Genomic DNA, 26,031 nt, shown 5'->3' with positions numbered 1-26,031 from the left:
GTCGGAGTACATGATACTGTAATCCAAGGTGTGACTGTTGAAGTCATTTAGGATCGAGCCCTCGCGTGAGCCCTCGCCCGACGGACACGTCTCCGGGACGACCCCGGCGAGACGGCGAGTGACTCGAGCGGCGGGCCGACCGTCCGCGGACGGCAGTCGTAACCGCAAATGGGCGTGTTTTTAGGGGCAGAGGATGTGCGTACGGGTGTGACAGAAGTACTGCTTATCGTGGGGCTTCTCGTTGCGGTGTTCGTTGGCTATAATATCGGCGGCGCAACAACTGGACCCGCGTTCGGGCCGGCTGTCGGTGCCAACGTGATCACGAAACTGATGGCCGCAGCATTGATGTCGATCTTTTTCTTCCTCGGCGCGATCACCATCGGTCCGCAGGTCGTCGAAACCCTCGGCGGCGAACTCGTCACCGACACCGCCATCTTCACGATGCGTTCGAACGTCGCCGTCCTCTTTTTCATCGGCGGCGCGCTGTTCGTGGGCAACTACGCCGGGGTCCCCGCCTCGACCTCGATGACAGCTGTGGGGGCGATCGCCGCACTCGGACTCGCGACCGGTGAACTCAATCTCGCGATCCTGGGCGAGATCGTTATCTGGTGGATCGTCGCCCCGATCATCGGCTTCTGGGTGGCTGGCATCGTCGGCCGCTATTTCTATCCGCGGATCAACGCGTGGGTCGCCATCGAGGGCAACCGAGAGGGACGCGAGATGGTCACGATCGACCGCTCGGGTCTCGCTCCGCGACTCCAGTTCGGCGAGAACGCCGATCGACGCGAGATTTCGGGTGCGCTCGTCGTCATCGGGATCGGCTGTCTGATGGCCTTTTCGTCGGGGACAAGCAACATTGCCAACGCCATCGCTCCGATCTACGGCACCGGCGACGTCGAGATGGTGCCCCTGATCCTGATCGGCTCTGTGGCCGTCACGATCGGCTGTTTCACGATCGCCCGTCGGACACTCGATACGCTCGGGAACGACATCACGAACCTCCCACTGACCGCGGCGATCGTCGTCGCAATCATCAGTTCGGGGATCGTTATCGGGCTCTCGTGGATCGGCATTCCCGCGAGTTTCGTCGTCATCGCAACGATGAGCATCATCGGGCTGGGCTGGGGACGAGCGACCCGGACGACGACGCTGGCGGAAGCCAAAGCCGGCGAAGAAACCAGAGTCTCCGTCGGTGCTTTGACCGCCGAAGAGGAAGGCGAACGCTCACCCAGCATCGGTGAGGAAGAACCCCAAGACATCCCGAAGGCCTCCGACCTCTTCGACCCCTCGACGACGGCCCGTGTCGTCTTGATGCAAAACGTCGTCCCAATCTTGTCGACGGTCAGTGCCTTCCTCACCTTCCGATTCGTGCCGATCTTTGGCTTCTGAAAGGGAGTTGTCGTTATATACCAGTGGTCTCGTCGGACGGTCGTGGTTGCACCGGGACATCGAGACACCAAACCGAATCGATAATCGAGGGAAACGCAAGCACCCGCACCGTCGGTCTACAATCGATTTCACTCGCCACAGCGACAAGCCACGCGGGACCATCAGCGGTGGGAGACCGAAATCCGTACGAAAGGCGTCAACTGGGGCGGCGTATCCGCATGTTCTTTCCAATTCCCTGGTTTCTTCGCCGAATTGTACCCTATTGGTCGATAAACGATACTTTCTTTCACCCAGACATTCACATTTTGACTCAAAGTCAATTTAGGATCGAACAGCAAGCTATACCAGTACGGGACTCGAACCAAAGACTGATGCCCACGGTAGAATACCTCAACTACGAAGTACTGGACGACCAGGGCTGGGAGATGGACGACGACGACCTCTTCGAGCAAGCTGCTGACGCCGGCCTCGACAGCGAGGACTACGGCTCCCTTGACGTCGCCGAAGGCGAATACATCCTCGAGGCCGCCGAGGCCCAGGGCTACGACTGGCCCTTCTCCTGCCGTGCAGGTGCCTGTGCAAACTGTGCCGCGATCGTCTACGAGGGCGAGATCGACATGGACATGCAGCAGATCCTCTCGGACGAGGAAGTCGAGGAGAAGGACGTTCGTCTGACCTGCATCGGGTCCGCAGAGACCGATGAGGTGCAGATCGTCTACAACGCAAAACACCTCGACTACCTGCAGAACCGCGTCATTTAAACAACGCAGACACGCGTTGTGCGCGGTTTCCGAACCGAACCACCATCAATTTCTTTCGCTGTCGCTCCGAGAGCAGTGCCACCGGTCGCAGATCATGTTAGCCGAGCGCAACGTCCTCGGACGCGTTATCGAGCAACAGCCCAAAACAAAGGACGCCCAAGGTACACGCTGTAGCGTGTTCACAGCAATGCGGTGCGCTGTAGACGTCCATACACACAGTGTCGCTCCGATGGAGACAGCGCCTGTTCGAGGAGCGAGCTTGTGTTTGGTCAGAAGTAGATACTACATCTACGTCTCGGTTATGGGTGGAGCCGTAAGCAGATCAAGCGATCGAATCATGTTCGTCGATATTCGACAGACCTTCGCTCAGTTCATCCTCTATTAAAATCCGAATCATACACTCCCTCAAAGAGTCACGGCATCTGATAGCCGGGACACAATACCCAAATAATACAGTATTGCTAGTAATAAATAGAATAGCAAAAAACGATTCGGCGTCGCTATTCCTGTTTTCGAAGTGCCAGCAGTGCGATCGAGAGGAGTGCAACGAGTGTTGCAGTCAGACCGAAGCCAGGAATGCTGTCACCGTCTTCATCATCACCATCATCGGCTGGCTCACCATCATCCGCATCGGTGTCGCCGTCGTCAACGCCTCCATCGTCATCAGTGGCAGGTCCATCATCGTCATCGTCATCCGGCTTGTGACCCTTCTTCACGGTCAGCTTCGTTGTTTCGGTATCCGACTGTGCGAAGTCGTTCGTCACAGTAAGTTCAACATCGTACGTTCCCGGCTCTTTGAACGTCTTCGTGATCGTCTCACCTTCTAAACTGTCGCCATCGATCGTCCAGTCGTAGGAGATGATGTTGCGTTCGTCATCGGTTGAGTCTGCACCAGAGAACGTAACCTCTTCACCGACCGTTGCTGGATCAGGATCGATCGATATCACTGCAGTCGGTGCTGGCAGTTCCGGTTCGTCATCGTCATCACCCGGAGGCATAACGATGCCGCCACCGCCACCGCCACCACCGGGAGGATCGTCTTTCTCGATTGTCTCGAGCCCCGTTGCAGCCTGAATTTGATCGCTCGAGGATCCCATCGCGACGTGGATCCAACGGTAGTCGCCTTCGGACCAGTTTCCGTGAGTTTCGACAACGAGTGTGGCGTTCTCGCCGGCCACGGTCGCGGTCGACGATGCATCAATCGTATCCTCGCCAGTCGCCTCGGTGTCGGGTGTCTCGAAATCGGCGTCGTTGCCGAGGAACGTGATAATGTCGCCGAACTGCGTGAAGCCGCTGGCCGTTCGATTCTCGATCGACTCGCCGAGGAACTCAACGTCGTCCTCGAGGTTCTGCACCCCGTTGACCTCCTCAACCGAGTGTTCGATGATGACGTCCTCGACCGAGAGATCAGTGGTCAACTCATCGGTGACGTTGAACGTCATCGAACTGTCATCGAAGTCGTCTGCATTGTACAGCACAACGGCGTGGTTGACATCGTCACCGAGGGTGGTCTCGATATCAAAGGTGACGTCATCACCGGGTTCGCCGGCGGAAACACTGACCTCGGACGGCTTGTCGTGAGCGACGAGCTGTTCGATCCCGATGACGCTAACCGATTCGTCAATCGTTACATCGTCGCCATCGAGGTCGAGGTTATCCTGACCCTCCACCATCACAAACGTATAGAAGCCAGAGTCCGTTGGCGTGTATTCGAAATCTTCGGCGGTGACGTCATCGACCGATTCCAGTTCGAACGACACGTTATTGTTGAGGTCCTCGAGGTTATTCTGTGCCAGTTCGGTCAGTAGTTCGTCACCGGTTGTTGGGAACGAATCCATGTCGACGTCGTCTTCGGTGACGTTCTCATCGAGATGTCCGATGAGGACCTGTGCCTCGGAGAACTGGGCTGTATCGGCGTTCGAATGATCGTAGGAGAAGCCAACGGTGTCACCAGTCTTGTAAACTGAAAGTGACTCACGGTTTAGCGGGCTGTCTCCCTCTCCCGTTGTCTGGACTGAAAGTCCGGGGAGTTCAGTGATGGTCGTGTCCGTTTCAGTGGCCGTCCGGAACGGAAGTGCAGCCTGTTTCCAGACGGAAACATCATCGTTGAGTTCGATGTAATTCTCGGGATCGTCAGCCTGCTGGCCCGAGGTATTTGTCGCGCCAGCAGTCCCGACGACTCCGGCAATCGGAGCGAGGAGCATGATTGTGACAAGGAATGTCACAGTAACGAGTTCTTCATGTCGCTTCATATATTAGTTCGTCTAAGTCAAGCAACCTAATAGTTGCGAGTGATGTACTGATACCGGTTCGCGTTGGGGTGCCCGTTTTTTCGAGAGCGATAAACGGCGTCTCTACGCGTCGTTTCGAGCTCGGTGTCCAAGAGCCAGCACTACCAGAGCGATCGCGAGTACTGCGGTTCCACCGATTCCGAGTTCGTCATCATCGGATGACTCATCCGGTTGTTCATCCGCAGTCGGTTGCAACACTGAACTCTCATCAGCCGTTGATTCATTGCTAGCAGCGTCGTCAGTGTGTTCGGTAGCGTCGTCACCGTCGCCAGCAGACCCGTCATCACCATCGTCTTCGGTCTCCTCTCCGTTGGTATCGAGGTCCGCTTCGGTGCCGTCATCGCTCGTCTCGTCGGCCTCATCGTCAGTGTCCGTCCCATCGTCATCGCTCGTCCCGTCGGCTTCATCGTCAGTGACCGTCCCATCATCGTCGCTCGCTTGATCCGACCCGCCACTCGTATCGGAGTCATCGTCGTTTTCAACGATAGCTATCGATTCGCCCTCCGCAACAGCAAGAGCAGTTGGATAGCCCTCGACTTCATCCTCGCCCATGATCGCGCCGTAGACGCTATACTCACCGACACCAAGCGCTGAGGCCGGCACCGTTTTTTCGTAGTCCACACCACCAACGTGATCAAGTGTGAGTTCCGTCACGTCATCGCCATCCCAGATCGCCACCTCAACAGCGTCAGGCCTGTCGAGGCCGTCCTTCGGTTCGACCGTTGCAGTGATCTCGAGTTCGCTATCGACCGTTGCCGGCTGCTGATACTCGAGCGAAAGATCGTACCCTTGAACGACAACCGGAACAACCGCTTCGCGTTCGCTATTCGGTTCAAGCGACAGCATGTAAGTCCCTGCAGTGAGATTGTTCGTGTCGAGCTCATCGTCCGTGGTTCCGATCTCGAGGCTCCGTACACTGTCGCTATGATACTCTCCGTACTCCGAGTGTCCGTCCTCGTTATAGAGATACAGGAAATAGTTCGAATCCGAGACGACGTTCACGGTAATCGAGTCGCCCGGTTCGATGACAGCGATATGATCAACAGCGTACTCACTGCCTCGGATGTCGATCGACGTCTCCGGTGTCTCGACTGCATCGGTCGCTGTTAGTTCGTACGTGGAATCCGCGGTCACGACCAATCCAGTGGAGACAACCCCGAGAAGGAGGAGGGTGGTGATTGCAACACCAGTGACGCGAGTTGACATAATCGATTATGTCTCGATTACAATAAAGTCGTTCTGTTTTATAGTCTCGGGGATATCCGTCGTCTTCGGACCCGCTCAGGAGCGGCGCTCGTTCGACGCCGAAACCGCTCAGCAGGGACACTCACAGCGACTCACCGCAGTAGCAGCCGTCTGTGTCCCGCGTGTCATGAGAGCGGCGTCCGCCTCGAGGCGAAACGAGGGCGACGCAGGCGGCGTGGCCGCGGGTTCGTGAGCGCTTCGAGGCATCGGCGATAATCGCGTGGATCACTGGCAGCACCTTCGCTGAACTCCGCACGCTCGCAAGAGCGGTCCCGTAAACGAGGCGGCAACGCCGTTGGTCATGTACAGACGTACTCGTCGTTTCGCTCGAGCGCGTCGAATGCGCCCCGTGACGGCGGACGATGACCGCATCGCTGTTACCGCGACTCCGCTGCTCGCTTCACCACTGCGAGCGCGCTCGAGGTATGTTCGTCAGTCTCGAGGGCCGCTCGAGCGGTACGTGGTAAACCCAAGAGCCGGAGAGTTCGGTGGCGGGCTGCTCGCGGCCACGTCCCGCTCTCGAGATTCTGTTCTCGAGCGCGGTGCAAACACTGCTCGAGACAGCCCGTGGACAGTCGTCGTCTTCGGACAGCCACTCGCGGGCGTCTTTCGAGGCGACTGCCGAGACTGCTCGAGGAGGGAGACCGACGACTACCGAACCCACTAGCCAACCGCGTTCGTCGTGTCGAGGGGGTGTCGTCCTGAGGGGAGGTGCTCTCTCGAGGGAGGGTTACTAGAGGCTGTCCACAGTCACCCGCGGACGTCAACTGTCTCCGGTGGCTCGGCGGATTGACTCGAGCGGTCGGTCTCGCCCGGAACCTCGGCATCCGCGGGGAGGACGAGTCGGCGTTCGGTGTACTCGAGGCCGTTCTTTCGTTCGGTCCGTTTGCGGACTGCGAGTCGGTTTTTCGAGAGGTCGAGAATCGCGTCGATCGTCCTCGAGACGAGCTTTTTGGCGTAGGTGTCGCTCGTGCCGGGTTCCTGGCGGCGGATCCAGTGTTTCAGGTCGCTCGCGGTGACGTACTCTTGGATGGACTGACAGCCCGTCTTCCAGGGATCGTCGCCGACACTCGAGTCGGTGCGGGCTTGCCAGAGTTTCGCGGCGAGTCGTGTCGGGAGGGCGTTCGTGGTCGACCGGCGCATGTCCTCGTCCATGCGGGCGAGTTGCTGGATCGGGAGCAGGTCGCCGTGGGCAAGCGTAGTGTTGTGGTTTCGGTCGAGCGGGTCGTCTTGATTGGGCAGGCGATAGTAGGCGTTGCCGTCGTCTTTGGTGAGTTTCTCGAGTCTGCCGTCGGGGACGTCGATCTCGTGTTCGTCGACGTGCTCGGCGCGGAGGTGGGCTCCCTTCTCGAGTTCGCGTGCCTGGAGTTCCTCGAGGCGGGCTTTGGTGGCTCCCGTTCGGTTTCGGGTTGCATCTGTGAGTGCGTCGAGGCGCTCGAGGTCGGTTTCAGTCGTGTCGACTCGGGTCTCGAGGTCGGTTGTCGTGGACTCGAGGGTGTTGGTTTTGGACTCGAGGTCGTCGGTCTGAGATTCGAGGTCGGTGAGTTGGGACTCGAGGGTGTCGACAGTGTTCTCGAGATCCGCGACGCGGTTTTTCAGACGGTCGTTATCGGCTCGAAGCGTGCGGAGTTCGTCGACGATCGTCTCGAGAAGCGGAGCGTCCTCCGTTCGGTCGTCGCAGTGATCCTCGAGTGACTCGACTATCGACTCACTCATCGGTCTCACCCTCGTCTTCAGTGGCTGGTGAGCGGTTGGTCTGTGTGGTTGCTTCGGCGTTCTGTCGCCGCAGCGCTTCGAACTCCGCCTCGAAGGGCCCCGTGATCACCGTGCTCGCGCCTGTTCGTGATGGGGCGCTCCACTCGTCCGCCTCGGGGAGGTGGCGTCGCAGGTACTCGAGTTCTGCCCGGAGCTCGCGGCAGTGGCGTTTCGCTGTTCGACGGGTGTCCGGCTCGAGTGTGTCGTCGGTGGTGACCGTCTCGAGGAGGGTTGTTGTGTGGGTGTCGAGGGTCTCGAGGAGCGGTCGGTAGTTCGTCGTCGGCTGTGCGTGTCGGTCGGGAGTTTTACTATCCCGTGAATCGTCGTTTGACATGGCTTCCGTAGTGTGGTTACGGGAGCTGGTGCGGGTCGGTGCCGCTAACACCGGTCCGCTATTCTGCGACTCTGTAACCGAGAGAGCCACGTGTAGCTTCCGTAATCGCGACAATGTACTCCTCTGACATAAATCTTGACTACGAGCGTGGTTTTATCAAATCTACGTAAGTGGTTCGACTTCCAGTGGATAGTACTGATTTTTCCGTTTTGCTAGCGGGATATCGCGAATAGATGGTAGAGCGGGTTCCCTGGATGGCTCCTGTCGATTACGAGATCATGCTCTTTTTTGACGACCATCCGATCCTCGTCTCCCCGAGAGTACTCGCAGCGAATATCGAGTACGATCGTCAGTACGTGAGCAAGCGGTGTCGGACACTTTCTGAGGCAGGATTGTTGGTCGCAGTCGATACTGGGCTCTATGAGCTTACGGAAACTGGACGGGAATATCTCGAGGGCGAGTTAGATGTGAGCGAACTCGAGGTCGACGAGTAAGTTTTCCTCGGGCGGGGTGTGCTGCTCGATCTGGCTGTCACTCCTTAGAAAGCCCCTGGCGCGCTCGAGTCGGGGGGCTCGCTGCGCTCCTCACTGCGTTGCGGTGCTTACTCCGCGAGACGCAAAGCGTCTCGCTGATCCCTCGCTCACTACGTTCGCGAGGACGTCGCCCGCCGTCCCCGACCGCGCCAGCCCCTTTCAGCCCCGCCCACGTGGTTTGGTTGGGAGCGCACACATCTTGGAATCGTCATCATCTGAGAAGACTTATGGGCTATCTGGAACGTGACAGAAATGATGGGGTCCGGTTCGAGTTGCGAGTTGCAACTAGTCGAGAATCCATTTACAGCGGAGTCCATAGAAGCACGTCTGTATGAGACAATAGCACGGATGCAGTCACCGAGCACGGTATCCGAGATTGCAGTCCGCGCCGACTGCGAGCCTCAGACCGTCCGCGAGTATCTTCAGTCGTTCGTCAGTCTTGGCGTCGTCATCGAACACCGTGACAACCCACCTGCCTACGAACGCAACGACGCGTACTTCGACTGGGACACCGTCAAAACCCTCGCTCGCGAGCACTCGCTTGCCGAACTCGAGGATCATATCCAGATGCTGCTCGAGCAAGTCCAGACGTATCAAGAACGATACGATGCAGAGACGCCAGATGCCGTCACCAGCTCAACGGCGGACCCTGCTGAAGCAGACATGACTGAGTGGATCGGTGCCCGTGCGGAACTCCGACGCTACGAACAGGCTCGACAAATTCGGCTGAGCAAATTCGATGGTTCCGCTTGAGTTCTCCAGAACGTACGGGCTGTGCACATACATAGTCCGATTGAACGACTCGCAGTTCTAGCTGGACGCCTAGTCGGTGTCAATGATGATCCGGTCGTTCACCGTTTTGACCAGACCAACGGGAATCCGGAGTCGGTCGTCGTCGGTTTCGTCAGTAACCATTGACGAGGGCTCTTCGCGCGGCTCGACAACGAGGTCACAGAGCATGCCGGAGTCAGGGTCTATCGTGACATTGTACAGCGTTCCAAGAGTCGTGCCGTCAGTCTCGACGATGGACTTCCCTCGGAGATCTCGAGCCATGACATCACCCATACGATGATAATGGTGGTTCTAGACAGTAAACAACACGGGATACAGCACGTGGTGAGACGTCGACAAGTAGGGCCATATCAGGCGGGTTGAGCGAATCTATTTGACTGCGGCGAAAAAGCTCACTACGTGTCGCTTTGCGTCTCATTTAGCGGTGCGCGTTTCCTGTTCGAAGCCAGCACGGAGTAACTCGACCCCAGGAAAGCCATCGAACGACCGGAGGATGAAGGCCAGCGCTGCGAAACCGAGCTTCGAAGCGTACTGACGAGTGAGCACGTAGAGCCCGATCGGGAGTGGGATGAGAAAGAGCAGTGAATGACCGAGCGTTCGTCCCGGTGGAAGAATGCCAAGCCCCCATACCAGCGATTTGTCGAGCAGGTCCCGAACGAGACTCGCGACGAGGACGATGAGTACAGGGACGTGTGCTGGAACGGTGTTGAATCGGACTCAAGCTAAGAGACTATATCAGAGAGAGGAACCGCGAGGTGGCCAAGGACAACACAGGTTGAACAAGCAACTGGAACCGCTAGAGTGTCGCTATCGGGGTTTTGGAACGTAAGTTCATGCTGCAAGAATCAGCGAAGACAAAACACTCACGGATAACAGACACGTCTGACACAGTGTAGAGTTCGAGGTTAGTGGTTCCAAGCCAGTCGAAAGAGAGGCTTGAATTGCAATCCTGTGCTGAGATAGTTGCAGTACGAGCGTTAGTCACGCTGACTGCGATACCACGTGACGGTTTGCTCAAGTCCCTCCCGCAGCGAGACCGTTGGTTCGTAATCAAGTTGGTTTTGGGCTTTCGAGATATTTGCCTCGGAGTGTTCGATGTCGCCTGTTCGAGCATCCATATGGACAATATCTGAGTCCGTGTCCGTGATTTCCTGGATCAATTCAGCCAGTTCGCGGATTGTGACCGACTCCCCGGTGCCAATATTGTAGGCGTCACCGACCGCATCAGTAGTTGCAGCTTTTTGATTGGCTCGGACAATATCGTCGATGTAGACGAAATCGCGTGTCTGGTCACCCTCACCGTAGACGGTGATCTCTTCATCCGAGAGTGCCTGATCGATGAACACGCTGATTACGCCACTGTAGTCACCGGCAACTTGTCCTGGACCATAGGCGTTGAAATAGCGGAGAGCGACCGTCTCAAGGTCATAGAGATCGTGATACTGGTGGGCGTAGTGATCGATCGTGAGTTTGTCGAGCCCATAGGGGGAGGTCGGTGATTTGGGATCGGTCTCCGTGATGGGAACCTGCTCTGGATGACCATAGATTGCCGCACTCGAGGCGAGCACGACACGCGCGTCTTCATTGCGGGCAGCCTCGAGTACGTCAAGCGTCGCGTCGACGTTGATTTCGTGGCTCGTCAGGGGGGCCTCCACCGAACCCTGGACACTGACAAGGGCGGCCTCGTGAAAGATTAGGTCGACACCGTCGGTCGCGCGGGCGAGTGCGTCCTCGTCTCGGAGGTCGCCCTCGATGAGTGTGGCGCCGGTGGGAACGTTCTCTCGACTCCCCGTGGTCAACGAATCAAGGACCCGAATATCGTTGTCGTCGACGAGCGCTGTCGAAAGATGGCTTCCGATGAAGCCTGCTCCACCCGTAATAAGAATGGTTTTGTCAGTTGGCCGATCAGTGGTCATGCAAGACAGTGTCGGAGGGGAATACATGAGTCTGCTGGTCTTTTGGTTGACACCGATTGCTCAAGCCTTGAGAAGCAAATTGACTTGGGTGACAGCTATCTGGTCTGCCCTTCTTACCAAGTCAGTCCTACGTACGTAATTTCATCTCGAGGCTCGATGATCCGTCGACCATCAACGACCACCGGCGTCGCCATCGTGTCAAACTCCTCGTCGAGCGTTGCGAACTCGTCCCAGTCCGTGACGACCACAGTCCCGTCAGCGCTATCGAGGGCAGCCGCTGCTGAGGACACATACTCGATGTCAGGGAATCGCTCTTGCATCGGAGCGACTGCCACAGGGTCGTATGCAACGATCTCGGCACCCCGTTCTTTGAGGAGTTCGATCATCGGAATCGCTCGTGAGTTCCGAATGTCGTCTGTCTGGGGCTTGAATGCGAGTTGCCTTGTTTTGCCGCCGAATGACGACAGTTTCAGACGCTCTCACGGTTATCTTCCGTCAGATTAACCGGGAAATGGACGCCGTCTGGCGATATGGCATCGCTCAGACGGCTAGCGCAAATGTGTCGAGACCTTGCCAAACAGCACGTTGACGATCAGGACGTACCCGCCGCGCCGGACGGCGCGGACGGGTACGCCAAGTGGACACAGATCGCGTTAATTCTGTTCCGCGTCGAACTGGAGAAGAGCCTCCGTGAAACTGAAGACTACCTCAACGAGATGCCAGGTGTTCTTGCTGTATTCGATCTCGACGAGGCACCACACTACAGTTCGTTCTGCCGGTGGGAAGACGAGTATCGAATGCGTGAACTCCGCCGCCTGCTCCGCCGAAGCGCGGAGCAGGCGGGCTGGAGTGGTGAAGCTGCGATTGATGCAAGTGGCTTCCAGCGTGATCAAACCAGCTACCACTACCGCGACCGAGCGAACTACTCATTCCAGTCGATGAAGACAACGATCTTGATCGACGTGAACTCACTGGCGATCAAGGACGTTCATTTTACGACGCAGAAGGCCTGGGACGGCCACATCGGGATGCAGGTCTTCCGCCGGAACGCGGAAGACCTGCGTGTGTTGTCTGCTGACGCGAACTACTCGTGGAGCGACCTCCGTAAGGAGTGTCGCTCCGAGTCAACGCGACCGTTGATTAAGCACAGGGAGCAGACACCGTTGCAGAAGGCCCACAACGCACGAATGAACGATGACTACAACCAGCGCTGGATGAGTGAAACCGGCTTCTCGCAGTTGAAGCAAGACGACGGCGAGAAGCTCCGCTCCCGGAGCTGGCACGGCCAGTTCCGGGAGCTAACTCGCAAGTGCATCGTGCATAACCTAACGCAGGCGGCGAGTTAGAGCTCGCCGCCTGCTCCCCTTTTCCGGACGTATCCGGGAGAGGCATCGCCGTCGTCACCGGAACAACGGAGCAAGGTACCATAATTTTGACTCATCAGCAATCGCTGTGACTGACAGCTACTGCATCTTCTGAGGTCGAAAAGTCGTCTCTAACGCCGTAAAATTGTAGATCAGCAACCCCACCCCGATGCCGTCTTGCGTTCAACAAGGCAATGCGAGTCCAAGAACCGCGATTCGAGATCCCTCGAGGTCAACATGGTCTTCGAGCAACTCGAGCATGCGTTCGGGCTGGCGGTCGTTGACTTCGACAGTCGCCTCGAGCACAGCTGGATCGTAGTCCTCCTCGCGTGCAGCCGCGATGATCGCGTTGACGTCTTTCGGAAAACAGGAGCCACCCCAGCCGACGCCGCTACGGAGGAACTGCTCCGAGATACGATCATCGAGCCCGATCGCGTCCATCACTTCGTAGGCATCGAGATCGAACTCCTTGCAGATGTTCCCGAGATCGTTGACCAGACTGATCTTCGAGGCGAGAAAGGCGTTGTTGGCGTACTTGATCATCGCAGCTGTTTGTGGATCCGTTTCGACGACGTTGGTGTCGTGACCTTCCAGCAGTGGTTCGAACACCGTGTGCAGTCGGTCCGTCCCCCACTCGGAACTCGCTCCGAAGACGAGCTTGTCCGGACTCAGGAAATCCGAGACGGCACTGCCTTCCCGGAGGAACTCAGGATTCATCCCGACCTCGATATTCTCGTTTTCGTTTGCCCCTCGGTGAACTGCTGGCTCGAGCACGGTCTCGATGCTCGGCGGCGTCACCGTACTCTTGATGACGACCAGATGGCGCTCGTCTTTGTCCGCGACGGCTTCGCCAGTTGCTTCGGCGGCTGCTTCCAACGCCCCAAGGTCGATACTGCCGTCGTCGTTGGATGGCGTCCCGATCGCCAAGAAGGTGACGTCAGACTCGGGGACCGCGTCGTAGGACGTGGTGGCCTTGAGTCGATTTCCGGCGTGGGTCTCGAGAAGCTCGTCCAGTCCGGGTTCGGAGATCGGTGACTTTCCGTCGTTGAGCGTCTCGACGATTTCCTCGTCGATATCGATCGCCGTCACGTCGTGCCCGAGGTCCGCAAAACAGGCTGCAATCGTCGTCCCCACGTAGCCGCTGCCGATGACCGTGATGTGCATTGTCTGATGTCGCTCAGTGCGAACGGATTATCCTTGTGATCGAAGTGACAACTATCCCGAACCACAAGGTTACCAAAAAGAATTTACGATCATAATGATAGTATCGTTCCAATGAAAGCAGTCGTCCTTGCTGCAGGAGAAGGAACACGCCTTCGGCCGCTGACGGAAGACAAACCCAAAGGGATGGTCGAGGTTGACGGGAAACCGATTCTGACACACTGTCTCGATCAGCTCGTCGATCTCGGCGCGGAGGAGTTCGTTCTCGTCGTTGGCTACCTCAAAGAGAAGGTTATCGATCACTACGGTGATGAGTACCGCGGTGTTCCGATCACGTACACCCACCAGCGCGAACAGAAGGGGCTCGCCCACGCGCTGTTGACCGTCGAGCAACACATCGACGACGACTTCATGCTGATTCTCGGCGACAACATCTTCCAGGCGAACCTCGAGGACGTTGTCCGCCGTCAGGAAGAAGAACGTGCGGATGCTGCGTTCCTCGTCGAAGAGGTGCCGTGGGAGGAAGCGTCGCGATACGGGGTCTGTGACACCAACAAGTACGGCGAGATCACGGACGTCGTCGAGAAGCCCGAAGAGCCACCATCCAATCTCGTGATGACTGGATTCTACACGTTCTCGCCGGCGATCTTCAACGCCTGTCATCTCGTTCAGCCGTCGAACCGCGGCGAGTACGAGATCAGTGAGGCGATCGACCTGCTGATTCAGTCCGGGCGAACGATCGACGCGATCGGCCTCGACGGCTGGCGGATCGACGTCGGCTACCCCGAGGATCGCGACGAAGCAGAGCGTCGTCTACAGTCTGCCGACGGAGACGTCGCAGAAGCAACGAGCGACTAACCGCTCGAGTTTCGTTTTCAGGAGTTGCAAACCAGCGGGTCGTACCATTCCCGGTTCTCGTGGTACCAGTCGATGAACTTTCGAACGCCCTCGCGAATGTCGACTGTCGGCTCGTAACCAAGCAGCTCGTTCGCTTTGGAGACGTCCGAGTGCGTGTGCTCGGCGTCACCCGTCCGAGCGTCATCGTAGACGATCTCGAGAGACGGATCGATCTCGTCACGGATGACCTCCGCAAGTGTTTGAATGTCGATGTTGTCCGTCGAGCCGACGTTCATGATCTCACCGTCTGCACTGTCGTCGGTGAGCAACTGCTCGTTCACTCGCCGGATGTCATCGACGTAGGTGAAATCACGGGTCTGCTCGCCTGTGCCATAGATGACTGGTGGCTCATCGTGGAGACAGCGCGAGACGAAGTTGGTCATCGCCATGTTTGGACGCATCCGAGGTCCATAGACAGTGAAATAGCGCAGCGAAACCGTCGGCAGGCCGTAGATTTCGTTGTAGACGCGAGCATACTGTTCGGTGGCAAGTTTAGAGACCCCGTAGGGTGAGACCGGCATCGTCGGGTGGTCCTCGTCGTACGGGAGGTACTCTGGCTTGCCGTATACCGACGACGAGGAAGCGACGACGACGCGGTCGACGTCGTGTTTGCGTGCGGCCTCGAGGATGGTGACCGTGCCGTCGACGTTATATTCGTTTACTGTTTCTGGTTGTTCAACACTTTCCCGAACACCGGCTTGGGCGGCTTGGTGGTAGACGACGTCTGTCTCGGCGACGAGTTCGTCAACGAGGTCTGTGTCAGTGATCGACCCCTCGACGAGAGTGTAGGAGCCGTCGCCCTGTTCGGCAGCACGACGTGTCGCTTCGACGTTTCGATCTTTGATCCCGAGATCGTAGTACGGGACGAACTTATCGATGACTGTAATCTGGTGGCCGTTCGCCGCAAGTTGTTCGGCGATGTGACCGCCAATGAATCCTGCCCCGCCAGTGACGAGAACGTTCATTGAGAGCATCGTTACGTGGCAGTTACAAAAGATGTTCTATTCTGAGGATCAGTGTTGGGAAAGACAGTCGTGGTACAGTTGGCTGAATCGACAGGCTTTTTCACTACTCTACGGAACTCATTATATCGATGAGCAGTTACTTCAGGGGTTGTCCGGAGGTTATCGACGGACATCCTGTGAGGTCATTTCTTCGCGAAAGAGACTTTGTTGAGAGTCTGAACGAATTTGATCCGTACTTCGATGTCAGGCAACAGACCACCTCGAAGGGACACGATCTGGTGAAGGGGACGTCGCTAGTATCGCGCTCGTAAGGTAAGAGAATGAATATATCAAAAAATACTGTGGGAGTTCCGATACGTCCATGAGTCGAGGTGTCGGTGTCATGGAACTGCTTCGTGACGGCGTTCCCAAGTGGACACTCGAGGGATTTGCCACCCTTACACTGCTTGGCGATCTCCTCATGATCGTGCCCGTTCTGGGATTGCTTTACCTCGTAGATATCGGGCGAAGTCTCACACAGGGCAACCGGGACCGACCGCTGTGTTCCGATCAGACAGCGTTCCTCGTGGCGGCCGTCTTCGGTGGCCTCGCACTCGTCGTCTTACTGAAGGCGATATTCGCACTTCCGCGGCCGCCCGCCGAGTTCCACGTCATCGAACCGAGCGAACACGGGTTCCCGAGTGGACACACGATGGCCGCGACGATCTTTTGGGGAGCGCTCGTGCTATGGCTGCCAGTCAGTCAACGCTCAGTTCGACTCGCCGTTGCTGGTGTCATCGTTCCACTCGTCGGTATCTCACGACTCGCGCTTGGAGTCCACTACCTCGTCGATATCCTCGCATCGATGGCCTTCGGCGCGGCTTACCTCGCGGTGATCGCCTGGCTCACGCAAGGACGGCCCGAGCGAGCGTTTGGTGTTGCGATTGCCGTCGCAGTGCTGGGCGCAGTTGTGACCCAAGGAAGTGGACGCGCGGTACTGGCTCTCGTTGGGACTGTTGGCGCGGCGGCCGGCTGGTGGGTCGTCGAACTTCGTTCGATTCGAAAACGGCTGTTCGATCTGTTCGGACACCGGTACTCACGTTATCGGTAGCCCATTCGTACCAATCTGTGGTGGTTCTACTGCCGTGGGTACGGCAGGCATAACAAACCGTTTGATCGCCACCAGTGTGGAGTATGGCTGAGCAGCTTACGTCCCAGACGACTTGTCCCTGGTGTACCGAACCCATCGAGGATGACGATGAGACCGTGTCGGTTGGTCCTCCACCATCCCTCTCAGCGTCCCGTCACCAGTGGGAGCTTCACGACTGCTGTGCACAGGAATGGCGCGTGTTCGTCGACAAACTCACACAGCTCTCCCAACAGGGGGCTCACCAGGCACTAATCGAGTATCCGAGACAGCACGGACCCGAAGAGGTCGTCTCCTCCTCGCGGTAGCGTGTCTCTTCCAGCTGAAAAGCTTGATTACGCGTCGCGTCTCTTCTCGCGGAGTTGGGTGGAGTTGGGCCTGATACGCCGTCGTCGATCAACCACGAACACGATCCCAGCAACCCCGATCGAGAGAGCGAGCACTTCCGGATCGGCCGAGACGTACAGGTTCGGCGTCGGATGTCGATAGCTGGTCAACGGATAGAGCCACATCGCCGCCTGTCCATCGGCGTAGCTTTTGACAGCGTCGGTGAGGAGGTGGACGAACGCACCGGCGAACAGGAGACCGAAGGCCCGGCGTTGGTTTTGAGCGAACGTCATCGCCCCGATTCCGGCGAGTATCACGACACCGCCGAGCGTGTGGATTGCATCAAGTTGGAACGGGACACCGAGGAGATCGGCGATCGCCCGTTCGGGGACACCGATCGCCAGCCGGTTCAGATCCGGCAGGATCCCCCCGATAACGCCGACGGCGACCCAGCGAGGCGTGAGCCACTCGAGTCGCCAGCTTGCGATCGTCAAGACGGCCCACACGAGCAGCAGATGCGAGAGCAGTTCAGCCACGGCGAACCTCCCACCCCGCTAGTGTGGGCCGCCAGTGGACGAAGAAGTAGGCCGTTCCAGTGAGAAGGGCAATCGCAGAAACGGCCAGTTTGTAGGTCTCAGATCTTGCGTTGGGGTTGACCACGACCGTTTCTGACGTCGCAATCTCTCCATCGGGCTCGAGCGTACCGTACACCTGTACGAATCCGCCTTCTTGGACAGCCGGTTGCCCGCCGTCGGTCGGTACGTCGTCGGCAACGAACTCGAGTCGAGTGCCGTCATCCGCTTCGGCCTCGAGGGTAAGTTCGTCGGCAGCGGTGTCGATAGCTGTCACGCGGCCAAAGACGAGTGTTTCTTCGCCGATGTGGTCCCCGTAGTCGTCCGCGAGTGTATTTTCGGTCGGGTAGGGCCAGCGATCGTCGTATGAGACGGCGTAGTGAACACCGAGGCCGCCGAGCGCGAGGCAGAGAACCACGGCAATCGCAAGGCGAACGGACAAACGCATATGCCAAGATACTGGTCGGACTGCTTATACCTTGGGCAACGGCGGTTAGCGCAGGTCGTTGACTGTTTTCTCCAGCCCCTGTTCGAACGACCACGTCGGCTCCCAGCCAAGCGCCTCGAGTTTGCTCGTGTCGAGCGCGTAGCGCTGGTCGTGGCCCGGTCGGTCCTCGACGAACGTGATCTGGTCCTCCGAACCACCAGTTGCCTCGAGGATCGCTTCCGTCACCTCGAGGTTGGTTCGCTCTGCACTCGCGCCGACGTTGTACACCTCGCCGGGCTCGCCCTCGTGGGCAGCAAGATCGATCCCACGACAGTTGTCGACGACATAGGTCCACTCGCGAACGTTCGAGCCGTCACCGTACACGGGGAGCTCTTTCCCGGCGAGTGAGCGGGTGATGAACTTGGGAATCAGCTTCTCGGCGTGTTGATGTGGGCCGAAGTTGTTCGACGATCGCGTGATGATGATCGGCAAGTCGTGGGTCTCATAATAGCTCCGAACGAGCAGGTCTGCACTGGCTTTCGTTGCCGAGTATGGGTTCCGCGGCTCGAGTGGGTCGTCCTCCGTGAACTCGCCCTCGAGGATCTCGCCGTAGACCTCGTCCGTGGAGATCTGGACGAACCGGTCGATGTCGTGTTCGACGGCGGCGTCCAGCAGGACGCGGGTGCCGTCGACGTTCGTCGAAACGAACTCGCTCGCGTCCTCGATCGAGCGATCGACGTGTGATTCCGCGGCGAAGTTGAAGACGACGTTGGCGTCCGCCACGAGTTCGTCCATCGTGTCCTCGTCCCGAATGTCCGCCTCGACGAACTCGTGGCGGTCGTCCTCGAGGGTTCCCTCGAGGTTTGCGGTCGTCCCTGCATATGTGAGTGCATCGACCGTCGTGATTTCGTCGTAGCGGTCCTCCTCGAGTGCCCAGTGGACGAAGTTCGAGCCGATGAAGCCAGCGCCGCCGGTTACGAGTGCGTTCATATTTCCCGTCGAGACACCAATAGGTCTAATAAATTTGGTTTCGCCACCCAGTTCAGTTCAGGAGACCGGTGGAGCTATTTCACCGGCGACGCACGAAAGCACGATGACGGACGATTCACGGTGGGTTCCACCGGAGACGTTCCGGACGATCGTCGAACACGTGCCGATCGTCTCGGTGGACCTCCTCGTCCACCACGATGGCGGCCTCGTCCTCGGCAAACGGGAGAACGAACCCGCCAAAGGGGAGTGGTTCGGCCCCCGGCGGAACCGTCTTCAAAGGGGAGACGCGCCGGGACGCCGTCCACCGGGTTGCCGAGTCTGAACTCGGCACGGACGTCGTCATCGACGAGGAGCTCGGCACGTACGAGCACCTGTACGACACCGCCGAATTCGACGGTGTCGACTCGAAACACTACCTCGCGACGGCGTTCGTCGTCACACCCGTCGACGAGCGTCTCGAACCGGACGACCAGCACGCGTTGCTCGAGACGTTCACCGAACCGTTCCCCGACCTCCATCCCTATATGGAGCGCTATCTGCGCGACCTCGAGGCGCGTGGCTACCAGTACTGACGCCGATCGCGACTCAGGTCGCCTCCGGCACTGATTTGGGTCGGTACTGGTAACCACGTGTGTATGTCAGTACTCGTACTCGGGGCGAACGGCCTCGTCGGGAGTTCACTGGTCCGGACCTGTCTGGACCGAGGGATAGCTGTTTCGGGGACCTACCACACTGAGCAGCCGGCGTTCGACGTCGACCTGTTCGAGCTCGACATTCGTGATACACAGCGGGTTCGGGCGGTCATCGAGCAGGTCGAGCCCGACGCGGTCGTGAACTGTGCGGCGTACACCGACGTCGACGGCTGTGAAGAGAACCCGGAACTCGCGCGTGGCGTCAACGCCGACGCGCCGGGCGTCCTGGCCGAGGAGTGTGCGGAACGCGGTATTTCTTTTGTGCACCTCTCGACGGACTACGTCTTCGACGGCGAGGCCGAGGAGCCGTATACCGAGGACGACGACCCGAACCCGATCCAGGTCTACGGCGAGACGAAACTCGAGGGCGAACGACGTGTCCTCGAGACCCACTCGGAGACGGTCGTCTGTCGGCTGTCGTTCGTCTGGGGCCGACACGGGGCGACCGGTGACCTCGAGGGCTTTCCCGCGTGGGTTCTGGGGCGCGCACGTGATGGAGAGTCAGTACCGTTGTTTACCGATCAGTGGGTGACGCCGACCAGAGCAGGGTATGCTGCAGAGGTTGTGTTGGATTTACTTGAACGTGATTCAGAGGGGGTGTTTCACGTCGCCTGCCTCGATGAAGTGACACCATACAAATTCGGGCAGTTGGTCATCCAGACAGCTAATGAGAATCAGAGTTTGCTAACGCGCGGGTCGACGACGGATGTCGATAGAGACGCATGCCGACCACAGGACACATGTCTATCTACAGCACTGCTGGGACAGATTCTGGAGAGCAAACCACCGGAGCTCGAGACAGAGATTGAAATTATACTAAACGACTAAACATTTTCTATTTTTCACCTCTTGTAAATAAATGGGGGTTGATGTGTGTACCGAGCGTCCAGTCACACCTATCTGATATCCTTGAGATCAGGGTGTGAAGTATACTCCGATGGAGGTGATCCCTTAGCCGCTGCTTGGTCACGGATCCGTTGCCATTCAGTGTGACGAACCAACACCCTGGCAGGGATCTGATCGAAATCGAGAACCTTCGCGATGAACAGCCTGTGCCGTCCCTCATCGCTGTAGAGTGTTCCATCACGACCGATCACAACACAGACTTCGTGTGCATGAATCGGTTTCGTGGTATCTAAGCCACGGTCGTGAAGTTCTTTCATCGAGAGAAAGCCGTGTTCAACGATACTGTCGTGGAGTGAATCAAATTCCCCACAGACCTCGTAAAACTCGTCTTCGGATGTACAGCCCCACTTCGTCTTTCCTTGGTCAATTTCGTCAGTGATTCGCTCGTAGAACTCCGTTTGGGTCCACGAGATGCCGTCGGTAAAGTGGCGTTCGAACGCGCGGTACATGTCGTACTCCTCGATTGGCCGCGGTCTGGTCTCGTCCCAGTCACCACCCTTGATGTCGAACACGTATGACCGGGGTCCGAACCGTGGCGAGAGATAGTGGTCGACATTCGAGGGATCGATCGACAAGAGGTCGAATGCCCCACCGACATGATGGCCGTGAACATATCTGTATTTCAGTGTTCGGAGGAGCGTACGCGTTCTGTACAGTCCTACCCTCCTCATGTGATTTTTGACCTTTCGGAAGCCGGATCGGACTTGAGACGGCCAACTTCTGCTGGACATTAAATTAGAAAATTGTGCCTTTCTCAGTCTATCTCCAGTCGTACACTCAAATTCGGTACTGGTCTTTGTTCTCGAGGAAGTGCTCACGTTCCTCGTCCTCGAGGTCGTCGAATCGATGGACTTCCTCGCAGTGCAGTCCCGGACACTTCATCACGCGGCGACTCTCGAGTTCGTTGGCTGCGACGACGGTTCCACAGGCTGGACAGGCGTGGGTGATGATGCGCATGGTTAGAGTTTGAGCTGTGAGTTCTCACCGACGACGAGTCGTTTGCCTTCCGGCAGGAGATCGTCAGCGGTGTCGATCGTTGCGCTCTCGCCGATCAAGCTGTCGACGATCTTGACGCTGGTTCGGATCGTCGCATCACCGGCGACGACGGTGTTCTCAACGTGTGCACTCTCGATCGTCGAACCCGCGCCGATCGAGGTGTAGGGACCGAGGTAGGTGTCGGCGGTGATCCGAACATCTTCGCCGATACTGACGGGACCACGAACGACAGCGCCGTCTTCGATGATCGCCCCTTCGGCGACGTCGACCTGTCCCGTGATATCCGCGCCGTCCTCAATGGTTCCGTTGACCGTACCCAAGGCGTCTTCGAGGACGAGGCGATTCGCTTCAAGCACGTCCTCCGGCTTTCCTGTGTCTTTCCACCAGCCCTCGACGATCGCGGAGTCGATCGAACGGCCGTCGTCGAGTAACGACTGGATCGCGTCGGTGATCTCGAGTTCGCCACGCCAGGAGGGCTCGAGGGTTTCGATAGCGTCGAAGATCGCAGGCGAGAAGACGTAGATGCCGATGAGTGCGAGATTGCTCGGTGGGTCGTCAGGCTTCTCGACGAGTTCTTTGACCGTGCCGTCTTCGTCGACGTCGGCCACACCGAACTGCTGGGGATTTTCCACGCGCTGGAGAGCGATGCCCGCGGCGTGGTCGCCGGTCTCGAAGCTCTCGACGAGGTCGGTGACGCCGCCCTCGAGGATGTTGTCCCCGAGGTACATCACGAAGTCGTCGCCGTCGACGAACTCCTCAGCACAGCCGGCGGCGTGGGCGAGCCCCAGCGGGTTCCCCTGGATGATGTAGGTGATCTCGACGCCGAAGTCTGTGCCGTCACCGAGGTGTTCCTGGATCGCTTCGCGGCCGAGATTGCCGAGGACGATCCCGATCTCGGTGATGCCTGCTTCCTTGAGGTCTTCGATGGCGTACTCGAGGACGGGTTTGTTTGCGACCGGGACGAGCTGTTTCGGGCCGGTGTGGGTGATCGGCCGAAGACGGGTGCCACGACCGCCGGCGAGGATGAGTCCCTTCATCGTTATCCGTGGACGGGTGCCTCCCAGTCGAGTGGGATTTTGTCAGTGTCGTACGGAATCCGTTCCTCGTCAGGATCGTCGTAGTCGTAGAGATTGGTGGGGTAGTTGAGCAGAATTGCCGGCTCGTCGCCGATCGCTTTGAACCCGTGCCAGCAGTCACCGGGGATCCGGATCACCTGCTGGTTGTGCTCGCCGATGACGAACGTATTCAGTTCGTCTTGTGTCGGCGAGTCTTCTCGGTCGTCGTAGACGCCCACCTTGATGCGGCCTTTCGGACAGACGAAGTGGTCGATCTGTCCCCGATTGTGTTTGTGCCAGGCGCGAACGACGCCCGGGTAGGTCATCGAGTAGTAGCTCATCGCGGGTTCCGGGTCGTACTCGTCCCAGTCCTCGCGGAAGACCTCCACCAGATGCCCGCGCTCGTCGGCGTTCACCTGGAGTTCGCGTACTTCGAGGTCGTGTATCATAAGATAGTGTGTGGTCGTCAATGGATCAATATAACAATTTCCATGTACTGACGGATCGCTTAAAAATTGTCGCTGCCAGCGGAGTAGCAGCGAAACACAAAGACTAATTTGTGGGGTTTCAAGATTTGTTCTGAGAGACTAATGTACGACTGGCGACCTATTACGGACTGGACGTTCTCCATTTTCGACCCGGTCTGTGGGAGACAGGGACTCGAACGACCATCTCATCGGTGGAGGGGCTGTACCCAATGAGTGACGACTACACGTACCGCGAGAAAGCCGCCGCGGTTCGTCGTGTAGCTGCGTTTCGCCCCGCGTTTACGCTCGGTGTGATCATTCTCAGTGTGGTTGCTGCGGGGCTCGAAGCCGTGGGGCTGAGCTTTATTCTCCCGATTCTCGAACTCGCTCAGGGTGAGGTCGATCCCGACGAAGCAAGTGGAGTACTCGGAATGTTCGTTACGCTGTATCAGACGCTCGGTATTCCGTTTACGCTTGGATATCTCGTGACGGGTGTCGCTGCAGTGATGACGATACGCTACAGTTCGAGTTTCTTAGTCGCTTGGTTCCAGGCCGCTCTCAGTCAATATTACAAACAGGAAATTCGTACTGACGCGTACGATAAGGCTCTCGACGCGCGGGTTTCATATTTCGATCAAGAAGGATCTGACGAGATTCTGAATGCCATTATTACTGAGTCAGGGTACGCCAGTAGCGTAATCAAGATTCTTGTCCGACTGGTTGAGCAGGGTCTTCTCGCAGCCATGTATTTCGGAATCGCACTGTTTATCGCTCCGTGGTTAACTCTGGTTACAGGAGTCGTCCTTGGTGGAGTAGTGCTACTATTCAAATTTGGTCTAGAATCAGGCGCATCGGTGGGGGGTCGCCTTGCCGAAGCCAACGAAGAGGTTCAGACAGCCGCACAGGGGGGGACGCAGGGAATCCGCGATGTCAAAGCGTTCGGTATGCGCGGCGAACTGTTTACCCGTTTCAGCGATGCAGTAGAAACTGCGGTTCGATCTTCGATCAGAATCAGTCGTAATAAGGCGATTATCAAGAACTTCTATCAACTAGTCATTGCGGTTACTGTCTTTGTGCTAATCTATGTGGCGATCGCATTCACATCCCTTTCACTCGGAGCGCTAGCAGTCTTTCTCTTCGCAATTTTCCGTCTCGGTCCGAAAGTGAGCGTCCTGTCGAACGTTATTTACGATCTCGACAGCAAGCTCCCCCACTTGATTCGCACCCAGCGGTTCCTCGATGAAATGGATGACTACAGTGAGCCGGAACCCGTTCGAGATGAAGCTCCATCGGATATTGAACGCGTTGAGTTCGACGATGTGCGCTTCTCCTACGAGACGAGTGACGATGAGGTGCTCCGTGGCGTGTCCTTCGACGTCGAACGCGGCGAGTTCGTCGCATTCGTCGGGCAGTCTGGCGCTGGGAAGTCGACGATCATCTCGCTGTTCGCGCGGATGTACGAACCTGACGCGGGTGAGATCCGAGCTGATAGTACTCCAATCGACGAATTCCCGATTCAGGAATGGCGAAAGCGTGTTTCTGTCGTGCGACAGAATCCGTTTATTTTCAATGAGACGCTTCGATACAACCTGACGGTCGGGAACCGCGATGCGACTCAAGAAGAAATTGAGAAGGTCTGTGAGATCGCGCAGGTGACAGAGTTCTTCAACGACCTACCAAACGGCTTCGATACCGAGCTCGGTGATGACGGAGTTCGGTTGTCAGGTGGGCAGCAACAGCGGATCGCTATCGCTCGCGCACTGTTGAAAGACGCGGATTTCCTGCTCCTGGATGAAGCCACTAGCGATCTGGATACCGGTCTCGAAGAGAAAGTCCATTCGGCTATTGAAGCGATGGATCGTGACTACGGAATGGTCGTCGTGGCACATCGTCTTTCAACGGTAACTAATGCAGATCGGATCTATGCGATGGATCAAGGGAAGATTGTCGAACGTGGTGATCATCGGACACTAATTTCTAAGAATGGCCAGTATGCTGGCTTGTACGACAGACAAGTCGTTGCTGGATCTGCGAGTGATTAATACCATATATGTTGTCAGATATGATGATATTACATATATAAATCGAAAAACATATTTACTGTCTTTGTTTCCGAATTAGTAAGTATATGATCTCAAGAGCTGTCCAGCACTTAAAGTCAATATATAAGCTTGCGGAACCTCGCCTACCGAGGGAGATAACCAGACGAATCCGAGACTGGTATGCGACTACGCCCACGAAGCCTCATCCAACGCTTGTCATTGTACTTGATTCTTGTCGGTATGATTCCTTCGTTGAGGCATACAACGATGATTTTCCAGTGTCACCCACGAGAGCACATTCGCACGCGCCGTGGACGCTTCCCTCTCATGAAGCGATTGTACGTGGTGGCATCCCATATGCTTCTGATGGTACAGGGTTTGCAAACGATTATCCATCGACCTATGTTCCACTAACACGATATCACAATACATCCTGGGGTGTAGTTTCTATGGGCTATCTTCATAATAACTGGTATATTGATTCGCCGACATATAGATACTTTGATCGGTGGGAGATGCCAGGTGAAGATGCACCGGTTGAAAATAAAATTGATATAGCAATACAATGTGTAGATGATGCGGATGGCTCGTGGTTTGGTTTGGTCAATCTTAGCGAAACTCATTATCCCTATGGAGGACGATGTGATCTTTCACACGACGATCTTATCAATAAATTGGCCGATGATGAACGCGATCCTAACTATGAGACCGCACATGACTGGCAAATAAGTGCTTGTCGTAACTGTCTTGACTCGATACAGCGGCTAGTGGAGACTGTCCCACCAGAGACAAATATTATCATAACGAGTGACCACGGGGAACTCTTTGGTGAAAATGGAGGGTATGGTCATAATTATAAACGCGCCGCTGTGTTTCATGAAAAACTATTCGAGGTGCCACTATTATCATGGGTGAAAGGTACAGGAAATAGCACGGTCAGAAAGGACGACACACAGTATAGTGATGATATTCCAGAGTCAGTGCGAGAACGACTCGTTGCCACAGGGTATCTGGAAGATTCTACTTAG

Annotated in this window: 26 protein-coding genes and 3 pseudogenes; 13 read left to right on the top strand and 16 right to left on the bottom strand. The window is 57.1% G+C overall.

Annotation, left to right across the window (positions count from 1 at the left end):
• Nucleotides 1-207 precede the first annotated feature (207 nt).
• Nucleotides 208-1,389 (top strand): inorganic phosphate transporter, encoded by a 1,182-nt coding sequence (locus BW940_RS14755; RefSeq protein ID WP_173834898.1) that lies wholly within the window; start codon nucleotides 208-210, stop codon nucleotides 1,387-1,389.
• 371 nt (nucleotides 1,390-1,760) lie between these two features.
• The gene (gene fer, locus BW940_RS14750; RefSeq protein ID WP_076609976.1) at nucleotides 1,761-2,150 is read left to right on the top strand and encodes a ferredoxin Fer; all 390 of its coding nucleotides are present in this window, start codon (nucleotides 1,761-1,763) and stop codon (nucleotides 2,148-2,150) included.
• Nucleotides 2,151-2,650: 500 nt separating this feature from the next.
• On the opposite strand, the gene BW940_RS14745 is transcribed toward fer, so the two are convergent.
• Nucleotides 2,651-4,375 (bottom strand): PKD domain-containing protein, encoded by a 1,725-nt coding sequence (locus tag BW940_RS14745; RefSeq protein WP_159440173.1) that lies wholly within the window; start codon nucleotides 4,373-4,375, stop codon nucleotides 2,651-2,653.
• A 129-nt stretch (nucleotides 4,376-4,504) separates the two neighbouring features.
• Nucleotides 4,505-5,647 (bottom strand): hypothetical protein, encoded by a 1,143-nt coding sequence (locus BW940_RS14740; protein ID WP_076609975.1) that lies wholly within the window; start codon nucleotides 5,645-5,647, stop codon nucleotides 4,505-4,507.
• 379 nt (nucleotides 5,648-6,026) lie between these two features.
• Here BW940_RS14740 and BW940_RS21115 point away from each other — a divergent pair, with 379 nt between their 5' ends.
• Entirely contained in the window at nucleotides 6,027-6,353 is a 327-nt protein-coding gene (locus tag BW940_RS21115; RefSeq protein ID WP_143823912.1) for a hypothetical protein, read from the top strand.
• Between the two features lie 83 nt (nucleotides 6,354-6,436).
• Here the strand turns inward: BW940_RS21115 and BW940_RS14735 are convergent, their stop codons facing one another.
• On the bottom strand, nucleotides 6,437-7,402 hold the full coding sequence (locus tag BW940_RS14735; RefSeq protein WP_076609974.1) for a hypothetical protein: 966 nt from the start codon (nucleotides 7,400-7,402) through the stop codon (nucleotides 6,437-6,439).
• Entirely contained in the window at nucleotides 7,395-7,775 is a 381-nt protein-coding gene (locus BW940_RS14730) for a hypothetical protein (protein ID WP_076609973.1), read from the bottom strand. The genes BW940_RS14735 and BW940_RS14730 overlap by 8 nt, the downstream gene beginning before the upstream one ends.
• Before the next feature lie 233 nt (nucleotides 7,776-8,008).
• On the opposite strand from BW940_RS14730, the gene BW940_RS14725 reads away from it, so the two are divergent.
• Both BW940_RS14725 and BW940_RS14720 read left to right on the top strand, forming a co-directional pair.
• Nucleotides 8,009-8,269: a phage repressor protein gene (locus tag BW940_RS14725; RefSeq protein ID WP_084776780.1), complete on the top strand. Its 261-nt coding sequence runs from the start codon at nucleotides 8,009-8,011 to the stop codon at nucleotides 8,267-8,269.
• A gap of 291 nt (nucleotides 8,270-8,560) precedes the next feature.
• Nucleotides 8,561-9,061, top strand: a complete 501-nt coding sequence (locus BW940_RS14720; RefSeq protein ID WP_076609971.1) for a DUF7342 family protein — start codon at nucleotides 8,561-8,563, stop codon at nucleotides 9,059-9,061.
• A gap of 69 nt (nucleotides 9,062-9,130) precedes the next feature.
• Here BW940_RS14720 and BW940_RS14715 read toward each other — a convergent pair whose 3' ends face one another.
• The 3 genes and pseudogenes from BW940_RS14715 to BW940_RS14705 form a co-directional block, all read right to left on the bottom strand.
• Nucleotides 9,131-9,373: a PRC-barrel domain-containing protein gene (locus BW940_RS14715; protein WP_076609970.1), complete on the bottom strand. Its 243-nt coding sequence runs from the start codon at nucleotides 9,371-9,373 to the stop codon at nucleotides 9,131-9,133.
• A 704-nt stretch (nucleotides 9,374-10,077) separates the two neighbouring features.
• On the bottom strand, nucleotides 10,078-11,016 hold the full coding sequence (locus BW940_RS14710; protein WP_076609969.1) for an NAD-dependent epimerase/dehydratase family protein: 939 nt from the start codon (nucleotides 11,014-11,016) through the stop codon (nucleotides 10,078-10,080).
• 113 nt (nucleotides 11,017-11,129) lie between these two features.
• Nucleotides 11,130-11,453 (bottom strand): annotated as a pseudogene (locus tag BW940_RS14705) (UDP binding domain-containing protein); the annotation flags it as partial.
• Between the two features lie 93 nt (nucleotides 11,454-11,546).
• Between BW940_RS14705 and BW940_RS14700 the strand changes: the two are divergent.
• On the top strand, nucleotides 11,547-12,362 hold the full coding sequence (locus BW940_RS14700) for an IS5 family transposase (RefSeq protein ID WP_084776778.1): 816 nt from the start codon (nucleotides 11,547-11,549) through the stop codon (nucleotides 12,360-12,362).
• 213 nt (nucleotides 12,363-12,575) lie between these two features.
• Here BW940_RS14700 and BW940_RS14695 read toward each other — a convergent pair.
• A pseudogene (locus BW940_RS14695) lies at nucleotides 12,576-13,544 on the bottom strand (nucleotide sugar dehydrogenase); the annotation flags it as partial.
• Between the two features lie 111 nt (nucleotides 13,545-13,655).
• Here BW940_RS14695 and aglF point away from each other — a divergent pair.
• Nucleotides 13,656-14,399 carry a UTP--glucose-1-phosphate uridylyltransferase AglF gene (gene aglF, locus BW940_RS14690; protein ID WP_076609968.1) on the top strand — a complete coding sequence of 248 codons (744 nt, stop codon included), beginning with the start codon at nucleotides 13,656-13,658 and terminating at the stop codon, nucleotides 14,397-14,399.
• 17 nt (nucleotides 14,400-14,416) lie between these two features.
• Here aglF and BW940_RS14685 read toward each other — a convergent pair whose 3' ends face one another.
• Nucleotides 14,417-15,403 (bottom strand): GDP-mannose 4,6-dehydratase, encoded by a 987-nt coding sequence (locus BW940_RS14685; protein ID WP_076609967.1) that lies wholly within the window; start codon nucleotides 15,401-15,403, stop codon nucleotides 14,417-14,419.
• A 361-nt stretch (nucleotides 15,404-15,764) separates the two neighbouring features.
• Here BW940_RS14685 and BW940_RS14680 point away from each other — a divergent pair, with 361 nt between their 5' ends.
• Both BW940_RS14680 and BW940_RS21110 read left to right on the top strand, forming a co-directional pair.
• The gene (locus tag BW940_RS14680) at nucleotides 15,765-16,493 is read left to right on the top strand and encodes a phosphatase PAP2 family protein (protein ID WP_076609966.1); all 729 of its coding nucleotides are present in this window, start codon (nucleotides 15,765-15,767) and stop codon (nucleotides 16,491-16,493) included.
• An 83-nt stretch (nucleotides 16,494-16,576) separates the two neighbouring features.
• A complete protein-coding gene (locus BW940_RS21110) occupies nucleotides 16,577-16,837 on the top strand; it encodes a hypothetical protein (RefSeq protein ID WP_076609965.1) in 261 nt (86 codons plus the stop codon).
• Nucleotides 16,838-16,864: 27 nt separating this feature from the next.
• On the opposite strand, the gene BW940_RS14670 is transcribed toward BW940_RS21110, so the two are convergent.
• The 3 genes from BW940_RS14670 to rfbB are packed head-to-tail and all read right to left on the bottom strand — an operon-like array spanning nucleotide 16,865 to nucleotide 18,845.
• A complete protein-coding gene (locus BW940_RS14670; protein ID WP_076609964.1) occupies nucleotides 16,865-17,392 on the bottom strand; it encodes a metal-dependent hydrolase in 528 nt (175 codons plus the stop codon).
• Nucleotides 17,385-17,876, bottom strand: coding sequence for a hypothetical protein (locus BW940_RS14665; protein WP_076609963.1), 492 nt, complete (start codon nucleotides 17,874-17,876; stop codon nucleotides 17,385-17,387). The genes BW940_RS14670 and BW940_RS14665 overlap by 8 nt, the downstream gene beginning before the upstream one ends.
• Nucleotides 17,877-17,921: 45 nt before the next feature.
• A complete protein-coding gene (gene rfbB / locus BW940_RS14660) occupies nucleotides 17,922-18,845 on the bottom strand; it encodes a dTDP-glucose 4,6-dehydratase (protein ID WP_076609962.1) in 924 nt (307 codons plus the stop codon).
• 103 nt (nucleotides 18,846-18,948) lie between these two features.
• Here rfbB and BW940_RS14655 point away from each other — a divergent pair.
• Nucleotides 18,949-19,417, top strand: a pseudogene (locus BW940_RS14655) (NUDIX domain-containing protein).
• A gap of 63 nt (nucleotides 19,418-19,480) precedes the next feature.
• Nucleotides 19,481-20,365, top strand: coding sequence for a dTDP-4-dehydrorhamnose reductase (gene rfbD, locus BW940_RS14650; RefSeq protein ID WP_076609961.1), 885 nt, complete (start codon nucleotides 19,481-19,483; stop codon nucleotides 20,363-20,365).
• A gap of 68 nt (nucleotides 20,366-20,433) precedes the next feature.
• On the opposite strand, the gene BW940_RS14645 is transcribed toward rfbD, so the two are convergent.
• The 4 genes from BW940_RS14645 to BW940_RS14630 all read right to left on the bottom strand — a co-directional run bounded on the left by BW940_RS14645 (nucleotide 20,434) and on the right by BW940_RS14630 (nucleotide 22,943).
• Complete coding sequence (locus BW940_RS14645) at nucleotides 20,434-20,955, bottom strand: hypothetical protein (RefSeq protein ID WP_143823911.1); 522 nt, start codon at nucleotides 20,953-20,955, stop codon at nucleotides 20,434-20,436.
• 265 nt (nucleotides 20,956-21,220) lie between these two features.
• A complete protein-coding gene (locus tag BW940_RS14640; protein ID WP_076609959.1) occupies nucleotides 21,221-21,400 on the bottom strand; it encodes a hypothetical protein in 180 nt (59 codons plus the stop codon).
• 2 nt (nucleotides 21,401-21,402) lie between these two features.
• On the bottom strand, nucleotides 21,403-22,476 hold the full coding sequence (locus BW940_RS14635) for a glucose-1-phosphate thymidylyltransferase (protein ID WP_076609958.1): 1,074 nt from the start codon (nucleotides 22,474-22,476) through the stop codon (nucleotides 21,403-21,405).
• A gap of 2 nt (nucleotides 22,477-22,478) precedes the next feature.
• Nucleotides 22,479-22,943 carry a dTDP-4-dehydrorhamnose 3,5-epimerase family protein gene (locus BW940_RS14630; RefSeq protein ID WP_076609957.1) on the bottom strand — a complete coding sequence of 155 codons (465 nt, stop codon included), beginning with the start codon at nucleotides 22,941-22,943 and terminating at the stop codon, nucleotides 22,479-22,481.
• Between the two features lie 248 nt (nucleotides 22,944-23,191).
• On the opposite strand from BW940_RS14630, the gene BW940_RS14625 reads away from it, so the two are divergent.
• Nucleotides 23,192-25,003, top strand: a complete 1,812-nt coding sequence (locus BW940_RS14625; protein WP_076609956.1) for an ABC transporter ATP-binding protein — start codon at nucleotides 23,192-23,194, stop codon at nucleotides 25,001-25,003.
• A 449-nt stretch (nucleotides 25,004-25,452) separates the two neighbouring features.
• Nucleotides 25,453-26,031: a sulfatase-like hydrolase/transferase gene (locus tag BW940_RS21520; protein ID WP_159440172.1), complete on the top strand. Its 579-nt coding sequence runs from the start codon at nucleotides 25,453-25,455 to the stop codon at nucleotides 26,029-26,031.

It is taken from the genome of Natronorubrum thiooxidans, assembly GCF_900156475.1.
Classification (GTDB): Archaea; Halobacteriota; Halobacteria; order Halobacteriales; family Natrialbaceae; genus Natronorubrum; species Natronorubrum thiooxidans.
This window is presented reverse-complemented; position numbering and strand designations above follow the sequence as displayed.

Bases quoted from the DNA above. Each gene is read 5' to 3' on its own strand.
- BW940_RS14700 (WP_084776778.1), top strand. From the start codon at position 11,547: ATGGCATCGCTCAGACGGCTAGCGCAAATGTGTCGAGACCTTGCCAAA.
- BW940_RS14725 (WP_084776780.1), top strand. From the start codon at position 8,009: ATGGTAGAGCGGGTTCCCTGGATGGCTCCTGTCGATTACGAGATCATG.
- BW940_RS14720 (WP_076609971.1), top strand. From the start codon at position 8,561: ATGATGGGGTCCGGTTCGAGTTGCGAGTTGCAACTAGTCGAGAATCCA.
- BW940_RS14630 (WP_076609957.1), bottom strand. From the start codon at position 22,943: ATGATACACGACCTCGAAGTACGCGAACTCCAGGTGAACGCCGACGAG.
- BW940_RS14640 (WP_076609959.1), bottom strand. From the start codon at position 21,400: ATGCGCATCATCACCCACGCCTGTCCAGCCTGTGGAACCGTCGTCGCA.
- fer (WP_076609976.1), top strand. From the start codon at position 1,761: ATGCCCACGGTAGAATACCTCAACTACGAAGTACTGGACGACCAGGGC.
- BW940_RS14735 (WP_076609974.1), bottom strand. From the start codon at position 7,402: ATGAGTGAGTCGATAGTCGAGTCACTCGAGGATCACTGCGACGACCGA.
- BW940_RS21115 (WP_143823912.1), top strand. From the start codon at position 6,027: ATGCGCCCCGTGACGGCGGACGATGACCGCATCGCTGTTACCGCGACT.
- BW940_RS14740 (WP_076609975.1), bottom strand. From the start codon at position 5,647: ATGTCAACTCGCGTCACTGGTGTTGCAATCACCACCCTCCTCCTTCTC.
- BW940_RS14635 (WP_076609958.1), bottom strand. From the start codon at position 22,476: ATGAAGGGACTCATCCTCGCCGGCGGTCGTGGCACCCGTCTTCGGCCG.
- BW940_RS14665 (WP_076609963.1), bottom strand. From the start codon at position 17,876: ATGCGTTTGTCCGTTCGCCTTGCGATTGCCGTGGTTCTCTGCCTCGCG.
- aglF (WP_076609968.1), top strand. From the start codon at position 13,656: ATGAAAGCAGTCGTCCTTGCTGCAGGAGAAGGAACACGCCTTCGGCCG.
- BW940_RS21520 (WP_159440172.1), top strand. From the start codon at position 25,453: ATGGGCTATCTTCATAATAACTGGTATATTGATTCGCCGACATATAGA.
- BW940_RS14625 (WP_076609956.1), top strand. From the start codon at position 23,192: ATGAGTGACGACTACACGTACCGCGAGAAAGCCGCCGCGGTTCGTCGT.
- BW940_RS14710 (WP_076609969.1), bottom strand. From the start codon at position 11,016: ATGACCACTGATCGGCCAACTGACAAAACCATTCTTATTACGGGTGGA.
- BW940_RS14715 (WP_076609970.1), bottom strand. From the start codon at position 9,373: ATGGGTGATGTCATGGCTCGAGATCTCCGAGGGAAGTCCATCGTCGAG.
- BW940_RS14685 (WP_076609967.1), bottom strand. From the start codon at position 15,403: ATGAACGTTCTCGTCACTGGCGGGGCAGGATTCATTGGCGGTCACATC.
- BW940_RS14680 (WP_076609966.1), top strand. From the start codon at position 15,765: ATGAGTCGAGGTGTCGGTGTCATGGAACTGCTTCGTGACGGCGTTCCC.
- rfbB (WP_076609962.1), bottom strand. From the start codon at position 18,845: ATGAACGCACTCGTAACCGGCGGCGCTGGCTTCATCGGCTCGAACTTC.
- BW940_RS21110 (WP_076609965.1), top strand. From the start codon at position 16,577: ATGGCTGAGCAGCTTACGTCCCAGACGACTTGTCCCTGGTGTACCGAA.
- BW940_RS14730 (WP_076609973.1), bottom strand. From the start codon at position 7,775: ATGTCAAACGACGATTCACGGGATAGTAAAACTCCCGACCGACACGCA.
- rfbD (WP_076609961.1), top strand. From the start codon at position 19,481: ATGTCAGTACTCGTACTCGGGGCGAACGGCCTCGTCGGGAGTTCACTG.